The 19635-nt window shown below is 49.4% G+C and carries 25 protein-coding genes and 2 pseudogenes; 5 read left to right on the top strand and 22 right to left on the bottom strand.

Annotation, left to right across the window (positions count from 1 at the left end; translation table 11 throughout):
- Positions 1 to 39 precede the first annotated feature (39 nt).
- The 3 genes from AU509_RS13645 (at position 40) to yecR (ending at position 1939) form a co-directional block, all read left to right on the top strand.
- A complete protein-coding gene (locus AU509_RS13645; protein ID WP_094118601.1) occupies positions 40 to 858 on the top strand; it encodes an AraC family transcriptional regulator in 819 nt (272 codons plus the stop codon).
- A gap of 75 nt (positions 859 to 933) precedes the next feature.
- Positions 934 to 1296 (top strand): cupin domain-containing protein, encoded by a 363-nt coding sequence (locus AU509_RS13640; RefSeq protein WP_085653220.1) that lies wholly within the window; start codon positions 934 to 936, stop codon positions 1294 to 1296.
- Positions 1297 to 1618: 322 nt separating this feature from the next.
- A complete protein-coding gene (gene yecR / locus AU509_RS13635; RefSeq protein ID WP_094118600.1) occupies positions 1619 to 1939 on the top strand; it encodes a YecR family lipoprotein in 321 nt (106 codons plus the stop codon).
- Positions 1940 to 1995: 56 nt separating this feature from the next.
- On the opposite strand, the gene AU509_RS13630 is transcribed toward yecR, so the two are convergent.
- The 3 genes and pseudogenes from AU509_RS13630 to AU509_RS13620 form a co-directional block, all read right to left on the bottom strand.
- Positions 1996 to 2985, bottom strand: a complete 990-nt coding sequence (locus AU509_RS13630; RefSeq protein WP_094118599.1) for a PDDEXK family nuclease — start codon at positions 2983 to 2985, stop codon at positions 1996 to 1998.
- A gap of 359 nt (positions 2986 to 3344) precedes the next feature.
- A complete protein-coding gene (locus AU509_RS13625; protein WP_094118598.1) occupies positions 3345 to 3998 on the bottom strand; it encodes a hypothetical protein in 654 nt (217 codons plus the stop codon).
- Between the two features lie 145 nt (positions 3999 to 4143).
- Positions 4144 to 5253: pseudogene (locus AU509_RS13620) on the bottom strand (IS3 family transposase).
- A gap of 376 nt (positions 5254 to 5629) precedes the next feature.
- Here AU509_RS13620 and AU509_RS13610 point away from each other — a divergent pair.
- Entirely contained in the window at positions 5630 to 5989 is a 360-nt protein-coding gene (locus tag AU509_RS13610; RefSeq protein ID WP_094118596.1) for a hypothetical protein, read from the top strand.
- On the opposite strand, the gene AU509_RS13605 is transcribed toward AU509_RS13610, so the two are convergent.
- Complete coding sequence (locus tag AU509_RS13605; protein WP_094118595.1) at positions 5982 to 6524, bottom strand: plasmid pRiA4b ORF-3 family protein; 543 nt, start codon at positions 6522 to 6524, stop codon at positions 5982 to 5984. The genes AU509_RS13610 and AU509_RS13605 overlap by 8 nt on opposite strands.
- Before the next feature lie 120 nt (positions 6525 to 6644).
- A complete protein-coding gene (locus tag AU509_RS18760) occupies positions 6645 to 6830 on the bottom strand; it encodes a hypothetical protein (protein ID WP_094118594.1) in 186 nt (61 codons plus the stop codon).
- 565 nt (positions 6831 to 7395) lie between these two features.
- Here AU509_RS18760 and AU509_RS13595 point away from each other — a divergent pair.
- Positions 7396 to 7590 (top strand): annotated as a pseudogene (locus AU509_RS13595) (hypothetical protein); the annotation flags it as partial.
- A 180-nt stretch (positions 7591 to 7770) separates the two neighbouring features.
- Here the strand turns inward: AU509_RS13595 and AU509_RS13590 are convergent.
- From AU509_RS13590 to AU509_RS13505, 17 genes are all read right to left on the bottom strand, one after another.
- Positions 7771 to 7995, bottom strand: coding sequence for a hypothetical protein (locus AU509_RS13590; protein WP_094118593.1), 225 nt, complete (start codon positions 7993 to 7995; stop codon positions 7771 to 7773).
- A complete protein-coding gene (locus tag AU509_RS13585; protein WP_094118592.1) occupies positions 7985 to 8203 on the bottom strand; it encodes a hypothetical protein in 219 nt (72 codons plus the stop codon). The genes AU509_RS13590 and AU509_RS13585 overlap by 11 nt, the downstream gene beginning before the upstream one ends.
- The gene (locus tag AU509_RS13580) at positions 8196 to 8414 is read right to left on the bottom strand and encodes a hypothetical protein (RefSeq protein ID WP_094118591.1); all 219 of its coding nucleotides are present in this window, start codon (positions 8412 to 8414) and stop codon (positions 8196 to 8198) included. Before AU509_RS13580 ends, AU509_RS13585 begins: the two co-directional genes overlap by 8 nt.
- Positions 8411 to 8671 (bottom strand): hypothetical protein, encoded by a 261-nt coding sequence (locus AU509_RS13575; protein WP_217809664.1) that lies wholly within the window; start codon positions 8669 to 8671, stop codon positions 8411 to 8413. The genes AU509_RS13580 and AU509_RS13575 overlap by 4 nt, the downstream gene beginning before the upstream one ends.
- A 258-nt stretch (positions 8672 to 8929) precedes the next feature.
- Positions 8930 to 9877 carry a hypothetical protein gene (locus AU509_RS13570; protein WP_139824058.1) on the bottom strand — a complete coding sequence of 316 codons (948 nt, stop codon included), beginning with the start codon at positions 9875 to 9877 and terminating at the stop codon, positions 8930 to 8932.
- Positions 9793 to 11547, bottom strand: a complete 1755-nt coding sequence (locus AU509_RS13565) for a hypothetical protein (protein WP_094118588.1) — start codon at positions 11545 to 11547, stop codon at positions 9793 to 9795. Before AU509_RS13565 ends, AU509_RS13570 begins: the two co-directional genes overlap by 85 nt.
- 311 nt (positions 11548 to 11858) lie before the next feature.
- Positions 11859 to 12059: a hypothetical protein gene (locus tag AU509_RS13555; RefSeq protein WP_094118587.1), complete on the bottom strand. Its 201-nt coding sequence runs from the start codon at positions 12057 to 12059 to the stop codon at positions 11859 to 11861.
- Between the two features lie 161 nt (positions 12060 to 12220).
- Positions 12221 to 12694, bottom strand: coding sequence for a hypothetical protein (locus AU509_RS13550; RefSeq protein ID WP_094118586.1), 474 nt, complete (start codon positions 12692 to 12694; stop codon positions 12221 to 12223).
- Between the two features lie 88 nt (positions 12695 to 12782).
- Positions 12783 to 13052: a PerC family transcriptional regulator gene (locus tag AU509_RS13545; RefSeq protein WP_094118585.1), complete on the bottom strand. Its 270-nt coding sequence runs from the start codon at positions 13050 to 13052 to the stop codon at positions 12783 to 12785.
- Positions 13053 to 13225: 173 nt separating this feature from the next.
- A complete protein-coding gene (locus tag AU509_RS13540; RefSeq protein ID WP_094118584.1) occupies positions 13226 to 15982 on the bottom strand; it encodes a TOPRIM and DUF927 domain-containing protein in 2757 nt (918 codons plus the stop codon).
- Positions 15975 to 16316 carry a hypothetical protein gene (locus AU509_RS13535; RefSeq protein ID WP_094118583.1) on the bottom strand — a complete coding sequence of 114 codons (342 nt, stop codon included), beginning with the start codon at positions 16314 to 16316 and terminating at the stop codon, positions 15975 to 15977. The genes AU509_RS13540 and AU509_RS13535 overlap by 8 nt, the downstream gene beginning before the upstream one ends.
- A 9-nt stretch (positions 16317 to 16325) precedes the next feature.
- Complete coding sequence (locus AU509_RS13530; protein WP_094118582.1) at positions 16326 to 16952, bottom strand: ubiquitin family protein; 627 nt, start codon at positions 16950 to 16952, stop codon at positions 16326 to 16328.
- Positions 16949 to 17170, bottom strand: coding sequence for a hypothetical protein (locus AU509_RS13525; RefSeq protein WP_094118581.1), 222 nt, complete (start codon positions 17168 to 17170; stop codon positions 16949 to 16951). The genes AU509_RS13530 and AU509_RS13525 overlap by 4 nt, the downstream gene beginning before the upstream one ends.
- The gene (locus tag AU509_RS13520) at positions 17167 to 17430 is read right to left on the bottom strand and encodes a nicotinic acetylcholine receptor subunit beta (protein WP_094118580.1); all 264 of its coding nucleotides are present in this window, start codon (positions 17428 to 17430) and stop codon (positions 17167 to 17169) included. Before AU509_RS13520 ends, AU509_RS13525 begins: the two co-directional genes overlap by 4 nt.
- The gene (locus tag AU509_RS13515) at positions 17427 to 18278 is read right to left on the bottom strand and encodes a host cell division inhibitor Icd-like protein (protein WP_244200987.1); all 852 of its coding nucleotides are present in this window, start codon (positions 18276 to 18278) and stop codon (positions 17427 to 17429) included. The genes AU509_RS13520 and AU509_RS13515 overlap by 4 nt, the downstream gene beginning before the upstream one ends.
- The gene (locus tag AU509_RS13510) at positions 18239 to 18787 is read right to left on the bottom strand and encodes a BRO-N domain-containing protein (protein WP_094118579.1); all 549 of its coding nucleotides are present in this window, start codon (positions 18785 to 18787) and stop codon (positions 18239 to 18241) included. The genes AU509_RS13515 and AU509_RS13510 overlap by 40 nt, the downstream gene beginning before the upstream one ends.
- Positions 18780 to 19622: an antA/AntB antirepressor family protein gene (locus AU509_RS13505; RefSeq protein WP_094118578.1), complete on the bottom strand. Its 843-nt coding sequence runs from the start codon at positions 19620 to 19622 to the stop codon at positions 18780 to 18782. The genes AU509_RS13510 and AU509_RS13505 overlap by 8 nt, the downstream gene beginning before the upstream one ends.
- Positions 19623 to 19635: the final 13 nt, after the last annotated feature.

Below are 19635 nucleotides of genomic sequence, written 5' to 3'. Positions count from 1 at the left end.
GTCCCGGTTTACGGATCACGACGACAAAGGCGGAAAGTCATGTTTCGCAAGACGGTCAAAAATGATTGGGTAAAACTCGCCACCCCTTCAGACAAATTCGAACGCCTGGAAGCGTTTTTTACCGGTCACGGATATGACCCGCACCGACATGACACCTATGCCATCGGTCGCACGCTCTCGGGCATACAAAGCTTCAAATATCGAGGTAGTCGTAGACAGAGTCTGGCGGGCCACACGATGGTGCTTCATCCGGATGAAATCCATGATGGAGAAGCTGGCACAGCCGATGGGTTTCACTACCGCATGATTTATATCGAGCCCTCCTCTATCCAAAAAATATTGGGAGGCCAGCCTCTTCCCTTTATTCAAGGGGGGACGTCAACTGACCCGCGTCTTATTACTGCGACGGAATCCTTACTTCGAGGAATGGATAATACCTTTGATTCGCTGGAAGAAGATGACGCTATCTATGAACTAGCACACGCCCTGTCTGCCGTTGGGGGACAAAAAATCATACGGCGTTCGTATGATTACCCAGCTGCAGAGCGTGCCCGCGAGTACATCGATGACCTCTTCACGGAAACGGTCACGCTGGATGCGCTTTCTATCGTGAGTGGAAGAGACCGATGGAATTTGTCCCGCGACTTCCGCATGCTATATGGGACCAGCCCTTACCGATATGTCACCCTGCGGCGTCTTGAATATTGCCGAAAGCTGATGTTGACGGGTGAAAACTTAGCGAATATTGCAGTGACTGCCGGCTTTTCCGATCAGAGCCATATGACGCGGCATTTTATTAAAGCCTTCGGTATTTCACCGGGAATGTGGCTAAAAATAATCAACAAACAGCGTATCTAACTCGCTGCACAAACGTTCAAGACCCTCATCGCTTTCCCTCTTAGGATGTCTCTCTATTCAACCAGGAGAGAATACATGTATCAGTCCATTAATCTTGCACACAAGCTGTCGTTATTTAATGAGCAGTGGACCCCGAAAGTCATCGCTGAAATGAACGACTATCAATTTAAAGTCGTCAAAATCGAAGGCGAGTTCGTCTGGCACAGCCACAAAGAGACGGACGAAACATTCATCGTGTTGGAAGGCACATTACGGATCGATTTTCGTGATGGTGCAGTTACCCTCAACGCCGGGGAAATGTTTGTGGTTAAACACGGGCTTGAACATAAACCCTATGCAGAGAAAGAGGTAAAACTTCTGCTGATCGAACCGCGCGGTGTGTTAAATACCGGAGACGAAGGCGGAGATCGAACCGCTCAAAATGATGTTTGGATTTGATATCTACAATGAATAAAAAAAGGGGAGTGTATTTCACTTCCCTTTTCTGAGTTGCCAGTTTTCCTGCAACACATCTTCCTTTTTTATTTCATTTGGAATGTATCATTAATTCATAGAAACCATTTTGTTATATATAATATATCAAATAAACATTTCAAGAACAGCATCCATTACGAAGAATAACCACAATACTCATAATCACCACAAAGCATCTTCATAAAAAAACAAATACATCACATAACAAAAAAACGAATAAATACTACAATCCTACTGATATTGATAAAACACACTCCAACTCCACTAATAATTAATAAAGGTAACTATGAAAATAAAACTTATGATGGCATTGTTCTTCACGCTACTTATTTCCGGATGTTCAACGAAGAAGGAGCTTATTCCAACAGGTGGTAGTAAAGCCGATGGCACTGTTCGTATGGCCTATTCTTTTGGGATGTTCGAAAGTCCGGTGATAGATCCGAAACAAGGGATAAATTCAGCTAAAGCTCGTTGTGCTGCCTGGGGCTATTCCGGTGCTGAGCCATTCGGAGGGTTCACCTCTCAATGCACGCAACCATCATCTTCAGGTTGTATGCAAACAACAGTCACAGCTGAGTATCAATGTACCGGCGAAATAAAAAAATGAACATAGGGGCAGCTCGCCCCTCTCTAAAACCTTAGTCAACTAAGGCCACAAATACATCAGCCACTCACTTTATCAACGACTTGGTTATATTGACTTAAAAAATCAATAAGGGTTTTAATGTTATCGACTCCCCATTGATTCGATATTGCAACCATTTCTCCAGAAGAAAGCCTAGCCAAGTCTTCTTTACGCATATAATAACGACTCCCATCAAGCACTTTTGATGGCAACTCTATGATTTTATTGGATAGTCTACCGTCAAACGCACGCCTGACAGAATCAATGTCTTTGAAATCATTATTTGAAATCCAGTCAGATATAAGCCTTAAAGCTAAACTTCTTTTGTTATATAGTTCTCCATTATAATTATACATCGAATAGTCTCTGGATTTTGTTTTACTAATTTTTTGTTCAATTTGCTTTTCACGAAATTTAACCTGGTAATCAGCAACTTCAGGGACAGGAATGATCTGGTCTATATCGATAAAGATATCCTCATTGAATGAATAACATGTCATTCTTACGCAGGTTATATCGATGCCTTTGCTGATCAACCAAAGAATGGATGAGGTAATTTCTTTATTATAATCCCCGGAGGCAAGTATTATCCTTACATCATTACCAAACTCATCGATATTCGACTCATCCAAGCCGGTAAAATTCAAAATATCATCTTTCGCGTTTCTCTCGATTCCTTGTTTTTGAAGATAACTCTCATAATATCCGCATGCTTTCTCAAACGTCATGGTCGAAATCATTCCTGCATAACGCAGAGCCTGAAGCTCCATATGAGAGCCTGTTTCATCACGCTTTAACTCAATAACAACAAGGTTTGCATTCTTATCTATCGCCAACAAATCAATTCTTCGGCGGCTATCTTCCCAATCAGAAAACTCTTCAGAAATAACCAAACAATCCGGTGCAATAGAGGCAATATTGCTTTTTAATGCCTGCTGTAAATCATACCGTTCAGTAATACCTGCAGATTGAAAATTTGTTTTCTTTACTGCGCTTAATGACTTATTTTTGATGTGAAAAAGTGACATTTTTTAATTATCCATGAGGGTTTACATTAATTCTATTTAATCTGCACGAAAAAATGCATATTCAAAGTATTTTTGATATTCTGAATATGAGATTCAGACAATTTAATATAGCACAACCCATAAAATCATTGATAAAATACATATTTTCTTATTTCATATTTATAAATGCCCCCTTTGTGCCCCCCACCTTGTTTTTCATGCGACTCGATGAGCCTTTTATCGAGTCGCCAATATCATTAATTTCGATAGAGATACCTCTACTCACCCAAGTATCTGCGGTGATTGATTAAGAATAATATTGCTTACTGTGCGATACGTCACTTTGTTTACCCATGACGTACACAGCCCTATTTACGACTTTAACATCCAGACTTGTTGAACCATGTATGTATACACAACCATCGAAGCCATAAAGGTGGTTTCGATTTCGTTAACTCGTGAAAATCGCTGGACATAGCGTCAAGTAGCTGTTTCCGCAGAGCATCAGCATCTTTTTGCCATTTACTGAGTTGTCGAATGAACGCCTCACAATCCTCTTGTGTTCGACCCTGATCCTTTAAAACTTTAACAATCGCGCCTGCAGGTGTAATCATGAAAAAATCATAAATATCGTTTTTCAGCTTCGGGACAATAGCATCCCATTTTTGCCATTCCTGATAATGATGAAAGCGTAGGCCGTGTTCGCATCTTCGCACTTTCTCTCTATCTGGAGCTAACTCACTGTCATCCAATAGGTCTTTGACTTCAATAAATTTTTGAACAGGGATCCGGGCCTTTGACTGAGTCGGAGTGAATAATAAAAGCCGGGACTGAACAAGACCACTAATAAAACCAGCATAATTGATAAGCTGTGATAAGACCTCATCACAATCAGCTGAGAGCTTCTCCAGCCGATCAACACGGATCTCCAGCTCTTTCTTACGAATTTCCCGATTAAGGGTAAATCTGGCTGTAAGCCAAACAGCCAAGAGGGAGGCTGCCGGGGTTAATAACTCTTTCAATTCAAATGCCATTCTGCTCTCTCATTACGTTTTAAGAGATATTTTACCGTAATTCACTTGACCTGCCCCCATGATTAGATACAACGCTCAGTTAGTAATGTCGGCTCTTTGATCCTGACCCCAAATATGATCCACCCATAATCAGAAATAACCGGTTTCAGGTTGGCTGCATATTCTGGCAACCGGCAGATTTTTCGGCGAATTCAGAGGGGGTCATCCACCCCAGCGCGGAATGGGGACGACTCTGGTTATAGTGTATGCGCCAGGCCTCGATTTTGCTCCGTGCATCCTCCAGAGACATGAACCAGTTCTCATTCAGGCACTCCTGCCGCAGCCTGCCGTTAAAAGACTCCACCGTAGCATTATCTGTGGGTGTCCCGGGTCGGGAAAAATCAATCCTTATACCCCGTTCGTAAACCCATTTATCCAGCATTTTCCCTGAAAATTCAGAACCATTATCGGTTTTCAGCAACTGTGGCAAAGGTCGCCTGAGCGCTATGCTGTTCAGCATCTCTGCAACTTCACTTGAGCGCAGATTCTGACCCACGCAGATCCCCAGGCATTCGCGTGTATAGAGGTCAATCACCGTCAGCAAACGCAACCGACGCCCGTCAAACAAAGCATCAGAGACAAAATCCATGCCCCATACGTGGTTTGGGTAGAGCCCCTGAGGCTGCGGTTGACGCCGCTGGGCGGATTTATGGCGGCGTGGACGTTTGAATCGCAGCGACAGTCCCTGTTCGCTGTAAAGCCGATAAATCCTCTTGTGGTTATCCCGCCCAGCCTTCCCGCCTGAGCATCACGTGTACCCGGCGGTAACCGTAATGCACCCGGGTTTCGGTGATCTCCCGAATGCGTAAGCGCAGCGCGCTGTCGTCTGCGGCCACAGAACGATAGCGGAATGAGCTGCGACTGACGCGTAGCGCAAAGCAAACCTGCCTCTCGCTGGCTCCGTAACGGGCCTGCAAATCCCTGACCCATTCACGCAAACGTGCCAGCGTCAGATCTTTTTTGTCAGCACGTCCTGTAGCATGGCCTTATCGAGGCTCAGGTCAGCCACCAGCTTCTTCCGCCTGAGATTCTCTTCTTCCAGCTGCCGCATGTGTTTCAGTTCCGAAGGAGAAATCCCGCCGTATTTCTTACGCCAGGCGTAAAAAGTGGCGTCGGAGATAGCCAGCTTGCGGCAGACGTCCGGCACAGAGGTCCCCAGCTCAGCCTGCTTGAGGGCGAAAACAATCTGCTCTTCAGTGAATAGTGATCTTTTCATCGGCACCACCTCCGTTCAGGGGAGTGTTTATCAAGCCGGAATTTTGCTTCTGAATGGAGCAGGGTTTTGGGTCAGGGTCAAATGGACGGGCTGAGTATAAAAAGATCTTATAAAATAGTGGGATTATGAATGAATTTGGATGTTTTAGGATGTTGAAATGGTGCCGATAATAGGAACAATACATATAGATTATAATCTTTGTTTTTATTGTTATTTTTATTGTTTGTTTTTTCTAGATACCCCCAAAAGTACCCCCATATATTTTTCCGCCCATGAAATCTGGTTGTGATTCATACAGTACATCAGGCTATCACGCTCTCCCTTCAACCCGCTTATTGTATGATAGTGCTATCCCACAATAAGGAACCTGCCAGTCATGAGAATGACCAACCGCAAAAAAGAGATACTCAGCTATTTTGAACCGGATAACCTCGAATGGGTGACAGGTGAAATTGGTGCGCCGCCGTTCGATGTGTCGGGCGTGGCCTACCTGCTTCATGGCATGGTGTCGTTCGATAAGCGCCACCAGCTAGAATCAACCCGGCGTACGTTGGAAAGCATGGTTGCTGGTGGGCTGCTGGAGCGTGTAACAGTGTATGAGTCGCGTCAGGTACGGCGCGGCGGTGAAACCAACGCAATGGTCGTGCGCTACGGTTTACCCGGTCAGTACGCTGTTATGCGCGATACTGGCGGCGCTGATAACGCAATATCAGGCGAATACATGCGGGTCAGTTAAGAGCCTGCAATCTGTCGTTAATGTTGTTCAGGTCGTAAATCCGGCGTTCAATATCCAGCATCAGAAAATTGTGGATCTCGGCCTGTTCAGGATTATCAGACTCTCTGGCCTGTAAGAGCAATTCATTGTAACCATGCAAACCACCGGAATTTTCCGCCGGGGTGGTGCCTTTCCCACGCAGACAGCTAATGGGCTGTTTACTCGTATCGTGTGTTTGCTTCTCGAGCATAACAAGACAATCCCACCAGTCGCCAAAGTCATACGTGTAAACCAGCTTGTCACCATCATTCTGGAGCGCTGCCCATAGTGGTGTTATTGCCGCATTACCCATGCTTTCATCCTCACCCCATACGCGATACTCGCTACCGGGATCACCTTTACGCCCTTTCTCGAACATATACAGGTGTTCGTCATTCCAGCCAAAAGCCAACTGGATCACCGCGTGAAGTTTACTAAAGGGGATTTGCTCTGGAACCAGCACACGCCGCCATATTGGTGGTTTGCTGTCTCGGATGGTTATCTTTAGCTGGTACATGCAAATCCTGAATAAATGCGAATCGGGAGGATAACGATACTGACGCACTCACAATTCTGTAAAGGTGAATAAAGGTAATTTGCTTAATACGCATAAGTTACATGCGGAATAATCCCGTATCTACCTGCGCGGCGTTGGCTTCTTCCACTGGTAGACGGGTGATCGCATCATTTCGCGGAATTTTTCACGCCGAGCTATATCGGCATTAACTGAGCGTTCTATCTCCCGTTGATCTGCCGGGGTAAGCTGGTGGCCTTCGTGCTCCAATTTGGCGGTGGTCAATAAAGCTATTTCGCGTGGTGTCATATGTCATACCCTTTGGAAGGGTGAAACACGCCCGAATTAAATTTCATTTTTCGCGGGTATAAAATTTGACGGGGCGAGCAGAACGGAACGCGCTCTCCCCCAGAGATTGAGCCTCCCCTCCAAGTAGGCAGGTTTCGGATACTGTCCAACGTATTAGCTAAAGCGGGCTTTTAAAACTGCTCACTTCCTGCTTTTGCTCAGGGGTTAATTTCTTTGGGCCACAGCCGGTCAAAAGAGTGGTAGCAATAACGCACGCTAAAGTTGTTTTTTTTCATATCCCCATTAGTATTTTTCGGATTAACCCTAGCACGCAGCAATTACCCGTCTGTTGCCTAAGTTCAAAACCGACTAAATGCTTCTATATAAGTAAAAAGGTGTTGGTTTAGTTGGTTCAGTTGGTTCAATTTGTAAACAACACTGATTTTAAAGGGTTATTCTCAAAAAAGTGAACCAGCACAACCCCGAATTGAACCAACAAACTATGTCATGTGAACCAATAAAAGAGAGTGTCTTACATTGTCTTACGATGACAAAATGCTCACTAATTCCCTGATATTGGTGACCTATGAGCAAATCCCTGTCTGTTACCTTTCGTGTGCCTGCTGAGCTAAGCGAGGCTTTTACAGATGCTGTGAGTGCTGCTGGTGGCGATAAAACTGCATGGCTTGTAGATGCCATACGACAGAAACTGGAGCTGCCAGACAGTAATCCTGATGCTTGCTTAATGTCGCTGGTGGAGCGTCTGGCATTGGCTCATGCCGGAGCTTGAATTCGTGCCGGTATCCTGACGCCTGCCAGCGTTTGAATCTCTCATTGCTTCGCTGGTGGTATGCTTTCAGCTGCTTCAATAATGCTGCTTTGCTTTCCATCCCGCTTCGCCTCAATGTTAACTTTTGTCAGGTATTCATGGGGTAGGACAGATATTATGGGCTATGGTAGGTCAAAACCCTTCATTCTCTACTATCTCTTCGGCCACCAGTGCCAGCGGCTTGCCAAACACTTCAATGCTCCACAGGTCAGCGTCCGCTATGTAGCCCTCATGGTCAAAGGTGCCATCTTCACGCTGATAAGCTGCTCTAACGGGTGGCTGTGGGCCATCAATAGATTTGCTGCCTTTATCTCTAGCTACCTTCTCCAGCGCAGCCAGGCGAGTTTTAATGCTCATCGCTCGCCCCCACCAGCAACGCTCTCAGTTCTGAGGACCGCGGGAAACTGTGCCCACGCAGTGACAGGCGCTCTATGGCCTTCTCATAAGCTCCTGAAGAGGCATTACCTGCTAACTCATCCATCAGAGCAGAAATCACCTGCACATCACCATCTTTCGGCGTCATGGCCTTTTCCAGCCGGTTCAGTCGTGCCAGCAGACTACCCATGATTGTCACCCTGCAGGTTAAGCTGATTATGGTGTTGTGCTTCTTCAACCGTAGCATTTCGGAACAGCCCTTTATGCTTCACCCAGCCGCCACCACACTCGCGGGAGCCGTCAGGGCTGACACCGATTAGCCAGATTTCATCAGGGCCGCCGCTGGTGGCTTGAGCGCCGCTGGTGGCCTCCAGTGCTTCAATTCGTCTTAACAGGCTCATTGTACGCTCTCCTGTGCCTTCTCCAGCTCAGCAACGCGCTCAGCCAGCTCTGTAATTTCGATAATCTTCGCCATGTTCGCCAGGCCATCCAGAATCATTTTCCCCTGGTCGGCGGGTAGTTCGCCTGCGGCAATCGCCTTAATCACAGAACGGGCCGCTGCAGGTAAATTGCTGTCGTCCAGCTCGAAAGATACCGGCTGATAAACCGGCTTACTCGGCGGGACAACTCTGTCCAGGATGAGGCGGCAAGCAGCCATATCGCCTTCTCTAGCCGCGTCCATGATGGTTTTCACAGCATCATCAGCGCCACCTTCCAGCACACGCCTCAATTCAGCTGCTTTGCTGCTGCGCCCACCGGGATTACCCGATGCGCCTTTCTTCCATTTGCCGCCTTTATCACGCCGGCCTGTTCTTTCGTGCTGTCAGGCATCTATCTGCCACCTTTCGCTATTTCTCATTCCCGTTTCACCTTGACCAAACTCAACATGATCGCGTCCCTGCGGTGCCGGTCAGTATTATTTCCTCGGCTGAATCAGCCCCTTAGGTCGCGAGCTTTGCTCTTTGATTTCATAGAGCGCTACCTGTTTCATATTTTTAATTATCCAAGCCTTTGTAGCGTCATCAATCCCACCTGTAGTTGTGATGTGGAAATGATTTTCCTGCTGAATACTCGTCCCGCCTCCACCTGCCCCCCCAATATCCTTATTGCTTATCACAGATCCATTGTCGCCGGGGATCATGTACTGATTGCCGTTGCTGGCTTTGAATATCTCAGGCTTTCCCCCTTCGCCGACTCGGTACATGGAATCGGCTGTTACAGGTCCACCGTTCTTTCTCGCTCCAGCAATAGACATCGTCTGAGCCGCAGTCATCGCCGTGGTGTAGCCAGCTAAGCCTGCGGTCGCCGCGCCACCATAAGATGCTATGGATGCCGCCATCGCAGCCGGAGACCACGAAGCCAACAATGCTGACGCCGCAGCCTGACCAGCTAACGTTGATGTTGCTAAGGCGGCAGTGGCTGATGCCTGATTCGTGGCAATTGCGGTTTGCTGAGCTGTCTGACCCATGATCGTAGACATCACCCATTGCGTCCCCATTTGCACAAGGCTGCTGACAACGCCGTTTAGGATTGAGGTTCCAAGGTTAGCGAAGGATTCAGAAAGGCTCTGCGTACCGTTGATCAGTCCAGTGATGGCGCTAGACGCCCCACTGCTGAACGATTCAACGGAAGAAGCCAGGAGTTCATTCGCCACGCTCTGGTTGCGATAAATCGTCCATTGTGCGGCGATGCGCTGCTGCTCGTACTGGGTATCCGTCGCGTTTCTAAGCGCTTCAGCCTGATCGTGGGTCAATGTTTTATTGGCCTCGAACTGCTGAATTAGCGCCAATTTACGCGCATTTTCATTCGCCAGCTGCTGTACCGGGTCAACCTTGGCGGCGGCATCCTGTTGCGGCGTGACCACCTGATTAGCCTGATTTCAGCCAGTTTCGTTTGGTGGTCTTGCTCCAACTGCTCGGACTGCTGGTTATATTGCTGCTGACTGATGAGCAAATTACCCTGCGAATCCTTGGCGGTTTTCAAAAGCTCCAGTTGCTGCTTTTGCTTGGAATAGTCGGCGTTCTCTTTGAGTTCAGGAATAGAGCTTTGCGCCTTGAGGGCGGCGGCCTTATCCCATGCGGCTGCGGCATCTCGCTCAACGGTAGCCACTTGCTCCGATGTCGGGTTAATCAGCTTGCTCTTTGCAGCCAGTATCGCCTGCTCTCTTGACAAGTCACTCGTTGAGTCAGCGCTCAGTTCAGCTTTCTGCCTGTATTCGTCCAAAACCTTGGCGTTTCTCTCTGCCTGAGATGCTGATTTCTTTTCTTCGGATCTAAGTTGCTTAGTTGCCTCTAAATTTTTGTATGTAGCCGCCGCGTCATCTTCCATTTTTTTAGTATGCGGATCGCCTTTAGCAAATCCTGCATCCTCAGCGGAATATTGGGCAGCGAGGCGGGCGCGAGCTTCTCCCTGTAGCTTTGATAAAGCGAGATTTCTTTCAGCCTGCTTTATCAGATTTTTTTGCCCATCAGTGAGGTTGTCAGTAGTGAGCTTTAGGCTGTCGACGTTGAATTTCGCATTCGCAGCTTCGCGCGCTAAATCTACTAATGATCCAGCCAAAGCAGTGATTTGAGCTTGTCCATCTTTGCTCGAAGAACTCATGTTTTGTAAACGCAATGCCAGCGTCTGGAGCGCTTCCGGAGAAGGATTTGTGCTTAGGTCTCTTAGCTCCTTTGCCAGTTCGAAAGCAGCCTGATCAGTTATGCCTAGGCGGGACGCCAACGCCCCGATGGTATTGATAAAAGTGGATATAGTAGCTTCGTTAGCTACACCGCTTTTGCTGACCTGGCTAAAAGCCTCATTGAGATTAGTAGTTTTAACTTCGGCCACATCAAGGATCGCGCCGAGCAATTTAACGCTAACTGTACCGCCTGATAGAGCTGCCTTGGCTGTATCACCAAACGTGAAAAATTCGTTGGTGGTGTCGGAAATAGACTTAGCCACTTTCGTCATTGCTTGGTTATATTCAAGCAGTACCTGATTTCTCATTAGAGTAGCAACGGCGGCATTCACTCTAGCAAGGTTGGCGTACTTGTCTGAAAGAGCGGCGACACCACTTTGTGAAATAGTGATTACCTTATCCATCGAGTCGGCGGCGTCTCTAAGGGCGTCCATAGCATTTTTGCCGCCATTCAGTGCGGTAATAAGAGTACCAGCAATAACGGTACCAAGAGCAATAAGCGCGCCTACTACAGCGCCGCTCGGGCCGAACGCTCCAGCTAATTGCGATCCTTGCTGACTAAAAGCGACTAATGCTGACTGACCGCCTTGTACCTGAACAATGAAGTCTTGAATTTGGTAGCCAGCCTGCTGGAATTGGCTTCGAAGAGAGCCACCAGCTTTAGTAGCTTGGTTAACCGCTATCGCTGACGTTTTCATTTGGGTTTCGAGAGTTTTTATTCCATTGGCCGAGGCCTTAGACTGTTCAGCCAGTGATCTGAGTTCTCCTCGTAACTTTTCGTTAGCTTTCAGAGCATTATCAACCTCAATATCAACTTCGTAATAGATGCCACCAACGTTATCGGCTCCCGTCATTTCACGCCCCTTTAGTGGCTAACTCGAATAGCACTCTTGGTAAGAGCTAGGCGAAGCATTCCATCAATAATATTTTTCCCGTGATTGGTCACCTGGTATTCCTTACCATCCAAAGAAATCATTCTCATCAGCATGGGGTACGCCGCGCGCTCGTAATCCACCTTCCCATTGAGGCGGGCAGCGTAAACACTGTTATCAACCAGCCCAGAGGCCAACAACTCGCGACGTACTACACCTTCCTTTCCTACATGTGAAAATTGAGCACTCCCGCTAACGCGGACGAGATCACGAATGTAGCGTCAGCAATGGCTTCAGCCAAACGTTGTAATTGCTCCATTATGCCTCCTGACCAACTTAGCTAGCGCTTTATCCATCAGCCCACGCGCTATGACGTGAATGGTTGGGGCCACACCTAATGGTGATTTGGTGCGCTCCTCTTCCTGAATTTTTCGCAGAGCTTCAATTTGATTAATCCGCATCAATACGGGTTTCACGGTTGGTTTCTGGATCATGACACCTCCTGTTATTTTATACAGTAATTATAATTGCAATTAATGAAATATTGGAGTTGATTGTGCCACTTTGTGAAACAATAACTTTATCGTTAGTTAGGCTAGAATGCCTTAGAGGGTATTTGGTATTGCTAGGGCCTGAGGGGCGCGTGATTATCTGTTTAGAGACATGATGCCTTATACACAATGCGATATTGATTATTTACAAGCTTCGCCATGTTCTTACCAAATTCTCCAGAAGCTTGGTGATTATAAAATGGATGTTTTGATGGTTTGAGCGTCACGTTTCCACTTCCTGCCTCATAAACAAATCTTGCGCCTATTCTGCTTAGCTCAGTTGTTCCGCTCACAATCCCGCAGACAGTCAAACCATCATTCAAATGGTGTATTTTTAAGCTGCTGTATTCTAAGCCGTAGTTCACATTGAAGTCGTTATCACATTTAGCTATGACAGCTGATTTATCAATCTCACCACCTTTAGCCAATATCTTGAATTTTGTACATTCCTTAATGTTTTGCCGCGCTGTTAGCTGGTTCAAAACAGCGTTTTTAGCTTTAGTGATAACAGCCTCATCGTTGGCACAACATAAGGTTGAAAAGGAAAGGAAAAAAATGCTTAACGATAGTCTGAACATATATCTATCTCGTCTGTATTGGTGGGACTAATCCTATTGGCCCAATCTATCGAATAGCAATAAAAACCATCCATTCCATAGACATCGATCACTTCATTTTAAGTCGGAATGCCTCGCCGCAGGGTTTAGCTAATCCCATGCGGCGTTGTGTATCAGCAGCGGCTTTGGACACGTCGCCAAAGGTGTCGATTAGCACCACTGGCCTCACCCGCTTTGCCAAGCACTCGTTGCGGCGATTTCTGAGCCATTCCCGCCCGGTTTCCGTGTCACATTGGTCAAACACTTCCAGCCAACGAGAAGCTGCTCTTCTATACAGGCCTTTCGCCTCAAGTTCTTCTGCTTTTTTGTCACTTACCATGTATGCCGCCCTGAATTGACATCTGGTTACTCAGAGTTTGTTGGTTCAAAACTGCCATCTGTTGGTTCAGTGTTGGTTCAGTAATCAAAATAATTTATTTATAAATCATGGCTAATAAAGAATTGAACTAACTGAACTAACTGAACCAACACTAAAATCCTTACATGTGAGGCTTATTCTTCCTCTGCCTCATCGTCTGGCCGGTACTGAATCACATAGACGTTGTATTGACGCTTGTTAATCCTCGGTGATTTACGCTGGAAACCCCTGCCGCTGGCTGGTGGTGTCATCATTCCGCTTTCCACCAGCACGCGAGCGAACTGCTTCGGGTTGAAACCGCTGGCGATCTCCTGCTCGAACGTTGCAGGGAAGGTGTAGAAGACGATGGGATCATTTTCATGGTTTCCGCTGGCACGAAAGCCAGCCATTTCCCGGATAGGAAGCGACTGAGGGTCGTAAGGGAATGGAGCAAACCGGCTATAGCCATTGGCGTTAAGGAACGCTTCACACTGGGCGATAATTTGCTGATGTTCTTTGTTGCCTGTGCCAAACTCGCGCAGCCAGGCGTTGTAGCTGTGCTGTATCGCATCACGGCATGTCTGAGCATCCCACCCGGTGACAACCTTACCCAGCAGCAAAGCAGCCTCTAGAATGGCAAAGCGTGCGGCCACGCGGTGTACCTGCTCGCCATAGTCCGCAGGGATAAGGCTGCGCCAGCGGGATTCACACTCACGCACGATATCAACCGCCTGCTGCTGGTGGTCTGCCAGCCACTTGATCCACTCCCGCCCGGCAGCGCCATGATGGTGCTGATAAGCGTCTTTCAGCGCGTCGGCGTGCTGTTTGCCGTTCTGGTGGTCGTGGAAGCGCACCGCCTTACTCAGCGGGATATTCAGCAGGCGCACCAGTTGCCCGGCTTTGGTCTTGCGTCCGGCGGTGGCTATAAAGGTTTCTAAGTCCATTTCCCCGGTACTGATCGCCACGGTGCGCCAGCGCTTTAAATCACGGTTGCCACCCTCTTTTGCTCCCTGCAATTTCCCCACACCGTTAAACAGCGCATAGGCAGACTGTGACACGCTTACCGGGTCAGCCCCTTGTCCGACTTCATCCAGCGGCATCAGGCCGTCATTGTGTGCGGCGGCTTCGTTCGCTAGCCCCAGCGCAGTGCCGTACCATGTCAGGCGTAGTAAGTCCGGGTTACCGTATAAGCTGCTCGCCACGTTCGCCGTGGTGGTTTTACCTGCGCTCGACTGTTCATAGAAATGAATGCCGAACCCATCAGCGCCAGCCAGCCCGATTAACGGTGCTGCCAGAGCGGCGGCAATGCCCGTCATCATCGAGTAGTTACCGTATGCCAGACGCGCAACACTCTTACGCCAGCGCTCTGAGGTTCCTGCTACTGTGTACCCGGCAGCAGCAGAACTGCGGCCACTGAATAAAACGGGTTGTGCAGGTGCGCCGATTATCTCCCCGTCTGGCATGATGTATGCCCCGCACTGCCAGCCAGTAGCGTGAGCAACACGCCACAATTCACGCGAGCCGCTACGCTGTAGCCAGTCGGCCAAGATCGCCCTCAGGCTACTTTTGGTGGTAACGTTAATCCCGCCCGCTTTCAGAGTGCGCCAGCCCTCACGTTCGCCAATGTCAGCTAGGGGGATCGCGGCTGTCGTCAGCGCATTAGCACCGAATGCCTGCCAGCGGATAATCAGGTACTGGTCTTTATCATCCCGGCCAGTACCTACAACATCCAGCGGTGAGCATAGCCACGCATCGTGGTTGATAACCTCGCCGCTGTCTTTGTCCACCTTAGGCGTGATCCAGTAAACACCATCGCTACGGCTTTCAATGTGAGGTTTTAGCGGATCTTTCTCTGGCTGGCTGGATTTACCACCCCTGATGGCCTGTAGCTGCGGTTTCACGTTATCCCCCTGCGGCGGGTATATCGAATCGTTAAAAGCGGCTGTCGCGGCTGCTAGCCCGTGCTGCTGGTGGTAGTCGTTCCAGTCGGCTTTATAGTCTGTTGGAGGCACGGCAACATAGCCCGCCACGGCAGAAGCGGCCTTCTCTGCCCGTTCCGTGCCGGTATTGGGCTTGTCGTCCAGTCGGTCATTATCAGCGGCAATGATGATCTGCGCCTGTGGATACTGCTGGCGCATAAACTCCGCCACTGGCAGCAGGTTGCCAGCATCAATGGCGCACACTGTCAGTGCGTCAGGGCGCATCAGGTGAGCGGATAAAGTCGTTGCCAGCCCTTCGGCAATGATCACCTCCTGCGGCTGTTCCGGTGCGTTAACAGCGTGATATGCTCCGCGCTTTGCTGAACCAGTCAGGAGTCGTTTATCTCCCTGTGGGGTGATGGTCTGCGCTGCCGCCACTGCGCCGGATTCATCCACCAGCGGCAGGAGTAACGAACCATCGGACATAACCGGGTAATTAAACCCGGTCAGCCCTTTTGATTGCAGGTAATCAGATTCGCCCTGTGTGACGCTCTGGCGCATTCCGGCATACAGACGGATAAACGTAGCCCTTCGCTTCGCTGCGTCCTCTGCTGCCTGTTGCTGGCGCCCCTGCTCACGCCGCTGTCGGTCAGCTTCCAGTTGCTCCCTTCTCTGGCTCGCTGCCGCCGGGTCGGTTTGCGCTGCCCGATGATCAATACCCAGCACGTCAGCCGCAAGCTGTGCCGCCTCCGTGGTGTCGCAGTTGTTCACGTTCTTAATCAGGTCTAAGCCGTCGCCAGCGCCACACTGGTTGCAGATAAAGCTGCCGCGCCCGTTATCATCGAACCGGAAGCGATCCGTACCGCCACATGCAGGGCAGGGGGCATGGCGGCGTGATGAATCAGGCACGTCGATAGACAGGCCAGCCAGCACATAAGGCCAGTTACCGGCGGCGGCGGCGCTCACTTCGCGGATAAGGTCGATATTACGCATGATTGCCCCCTGCCACGGTCGCGCCCATATCATTAACCATGCTTTGCCATATCTCGCGCCCGGTATCAGTCAGGCCACCAGCATTAACGCATTTCTCCAGCATGGTGATCCCGATGCTTTCCCGCTGAGGGTATGTCTTTTTGAGTGCTTCGAGCGCGTAACCATCAATAAGCTGGCGCGTGCCACTGACGCCGCCCACCAGTTCCACACGGATTTGCTGGCCTGCCGCGTCAACCATGAAGTAATCACCACCATTAATAGCCGTGATGTGATTGTAAAGTGCCGCCGCGTACTGGTTCGCCAGCGCATTTAGTCGGAAGTTTTTGGTAATCATGTTGCCCCCTCAGTGCGCCGCTGGCATTTCAGGCCAGCCGTTTTCATCCAGATCGGCAATGAAGTGATCGTGTAGCTCTGCCAGCGTTTCACGTCCAAACGGGGTCAGCTCACCGCGCTCCGCATCCAGCATGGCCTGATAGAACACAATGGCGTTCTCCGCCCCCTGTTCAGCGCCGTAGCGCTCAATCAGTGCGCCCTCAATGTTGTTCGCCATCGCCAGCCGTTCAGCAAACGGGTAAACCACAATGCCCGCTGTCCCATTGGAGTAAATCGCTACCTGCGATGATGTGCCGTCTGGTTCCGTGACCGTGGACGTGCCGTTCTCGCGCTTCATCTCAGAAACGAACGTCGCAGCAATCAGCCAGCGCCACATCGTGACGTTGTGCTGCGTGGTGAAATCGAACCAGCCACGCGCCCCGCCGTCAGCCACTGCAAAATGCAGGGCAAAACCTTCATCGGGGATTTCGTCATACCTGCCAATATCGAGATGAGTTACCGCATCTGAATAGGGAACAAGGCAAACATGCTCATCCATCCCGGCATCGTTGCGGGTCATGATGTTTACGCCGTACGGTGTGGCTTCGGCGTGGAACACGTCGGGATTATCCGTCTTTAATGTCAGTACGTTGCTCATGCTTTCCCCTCCCTGTATTCACGCATTACATGGTCAGCCAGTTTGCTTTCAGCCTCGTTCATTGCTTCGGGTACACCGTGTAATAACGTCAGAATGGAACCAATCAGGCGCGGTAAATCGGGATCTGTTTTATTGGTGGTGCTTTCCAGCCACATGGACAAAACAGCCTGCGCTTGTTCAATCTGACAGGTGGCATCAATTAGTTGTAACTGGCTCATACGCTGGCCTCCGCATCAATCCTGGCTATATCGACAATCGTCATGACTTCACTCAACCAGCAATGCACGATAGCGGCCTGTTCATCGTCGAGTTGAGTGGCTAAATCGGTCATAACGTGAGCCAGCCCATTGCGGGCGCGAGTCATACGTTCTGCTGTACGCTCTGCCAGCGTAAAATCATCAGGGTAAGCCTGCTCGCGGGATAACATCACTTCGGCTTCAAGCTCGGACGGATGGCGGTACAAGGCGTTAATGTTCATGCTGCCACCTCCAGACGGATACGTCCGGCAAAGAAACAGACGTGATCCCGTGCCAGCGTGCGGCGAGCTTCGCGTTCAGACGCTGCGGCGATATGGTGAATTTTGGCGGTAATTGTCGGCATATCGCGTCGAACGACTGCGATTAGCCAGATGAATTGCGGATTTTTGGTAGGGGTAGTAGCCATGATGGCAGCCTCTATACAGTGAATTTTTAATTCACCACCAAGAGACGCCAATCTCAGACTGGTGGTGAGCTGAACAAGGTTGGCGTAACCGGCCTGTATAGACACCGGCCTTCCTTTCGGAAGCCTCATCCAGCCCACCATAATTTGGATGCGCAGGAATTTTGCCGACAAAAAAACACGCTTAGTGCGTGTCGGCACTATACAGGTTACCGGGACGCCAATCCCGACACCAGATTTTGCTGGTGCGCTATAACCATAAACCGGGTTGGCGATAGTCGGCAAGCCCTTTTTTATGGAGTCCGAAAACTCCCCGCGCGTACTGGTCTCGAAACTCTCCTCGTCACCACGACGAGAAAATGAGGGGCTGGCATTAGCTGGCATTGTTATGCGAGTTTTCACCCCATGCGACTCAGGTTTTTTCAGGTTCGAAATGTCGTCATTTGTCATCATCGCCCGGCGCTGAATGTGAGGTTTTGTGAGGCTCTCACTTGGTTTTGCTAAGCCCCGAACCATAACAATTGATAACAATCTGCCGTTCGCTGTATTAGGTTTTATTAGGTTCTGAGGGCTAACATTTGCTAACAGGCTAGCCAAGGGAAAGGCTTTATCCTGGACGGCGAGCATTAGTGAACCTCCGGTAATTGAGGTTGATACTTGCGCCATAACTCAGCTTCTTCGGCGATTAGGTGGGACTTCTCACCTTTGCAGGCTTGCAGGTCTTTACCGCGCTTACTGGCCTTCTTGATATATGCTGCTTGCCGTTTACTGTGGTCGTTCAGGAAAGCGAACGGCATACCGTAGGCGCCGGTTTTACGAATAGACGGGATAACCTCACGGAATACCCAGTTAGTGAACCGGTGTGCGAATGTGCCGGGTGTGGTCGCTTTGCGGCTGCGGGCGATCAGTTTGTAGAAACCAGACTCGCATACTGTACGCATAACCTGGCTGCCGCCGGGGGTAGGTATTGAACACTTCCCCTTTTCCTCACCATCAAGGCGGCGAAGTGCGACTAAGTGATCTGTCATTTCCAGAGCCCGACAAACGTCTTTAGCAACAAAACACGGATCACCGTAAACATTCACGATACGAACGTTCTTACCCTCGAACTTAATTACCGAAATATCGCTGCTATTAGCAGTGAACGTCGTTTTATTACCGGTGAGCTTAGTCATGGTCAGCCCCCAGTCGCTTAGTCATCCATCGCTGTGACAGGCGCACTAGCTCAGCTTTTCGCTGGTCGTAGGCCATGCCCATATCTATCAGGGTGGTATTAGTGCCTTCCAGATAGGTGAGGTGCTCCAGTTGAACGGCGTTCATAGCATCGCGTGCTTCCCCAGCAATGCCATTAACCTGCGCCCACTGTTTAGCTGTGAGGCCACCCAGGACAATACGGGAGATCATGTTGCTCTCGTTGCTGTAGTGACGGTGTAAGGTCTGTTTACCCTGTTCAGCACGGGCAGCATCCAGAGCTGCGCACATCGGTTTAAACATGTTAGCGGCACTCAGGCGGGCTTTAAGCTGGCGGCGATACTGTGCGGCGATCTCCGGTACGCTACGCTGTAGTGCCTCTTCACACTGGATGAAGTATCGGCGCACGGCGCGGCCGTGCTCGTTGCGCTCCACCATCGCCAGCTCTTTTGCCATGCCAAGTGAAAGACCAGTATCTTTACTGCGACGATCGCCACCTCTTTTAGTTTTCCAACCGCTAGCGCTTTGGCTGTTTTCTGTACTTTGATTCCTCAAAGTGGGGGAATCAAAAACTACGTAATCAACCCCCAGCTCAAATCCATAGTCTTTGATGCGATCGGAAAGCCACGTCGAATAATCACGCCCAACGCCTAACGTTTTATGCAGTGCTTTTGCACTCACAATATTGGTTTCACGCCCACCGATTTGGCCGGAAATAACCGGGACAATAGTGGCAAACTCGTTGCCTGAAATATCGCTGATGCTGGTAGCAGGCTGTGGGGCGGCCTCAGAAATTAATCTGCTTTTTTCAGTTTTCATCTGTCAGGCTCCG

This window comes from Lonsdalea britannica (assembly GCF_002111595.1).
GTDB lineage: Bacteria > Pseudomonadota > Gammaproteobacteria > Enterobacterales > Enterobacteriaceae > Lonsdalea > Lonsdalea britannica.
Note: the sequence above shows the minus strand (reverse complement) of the source record. Positions and strands in the feature narration are given on the sequence as shown.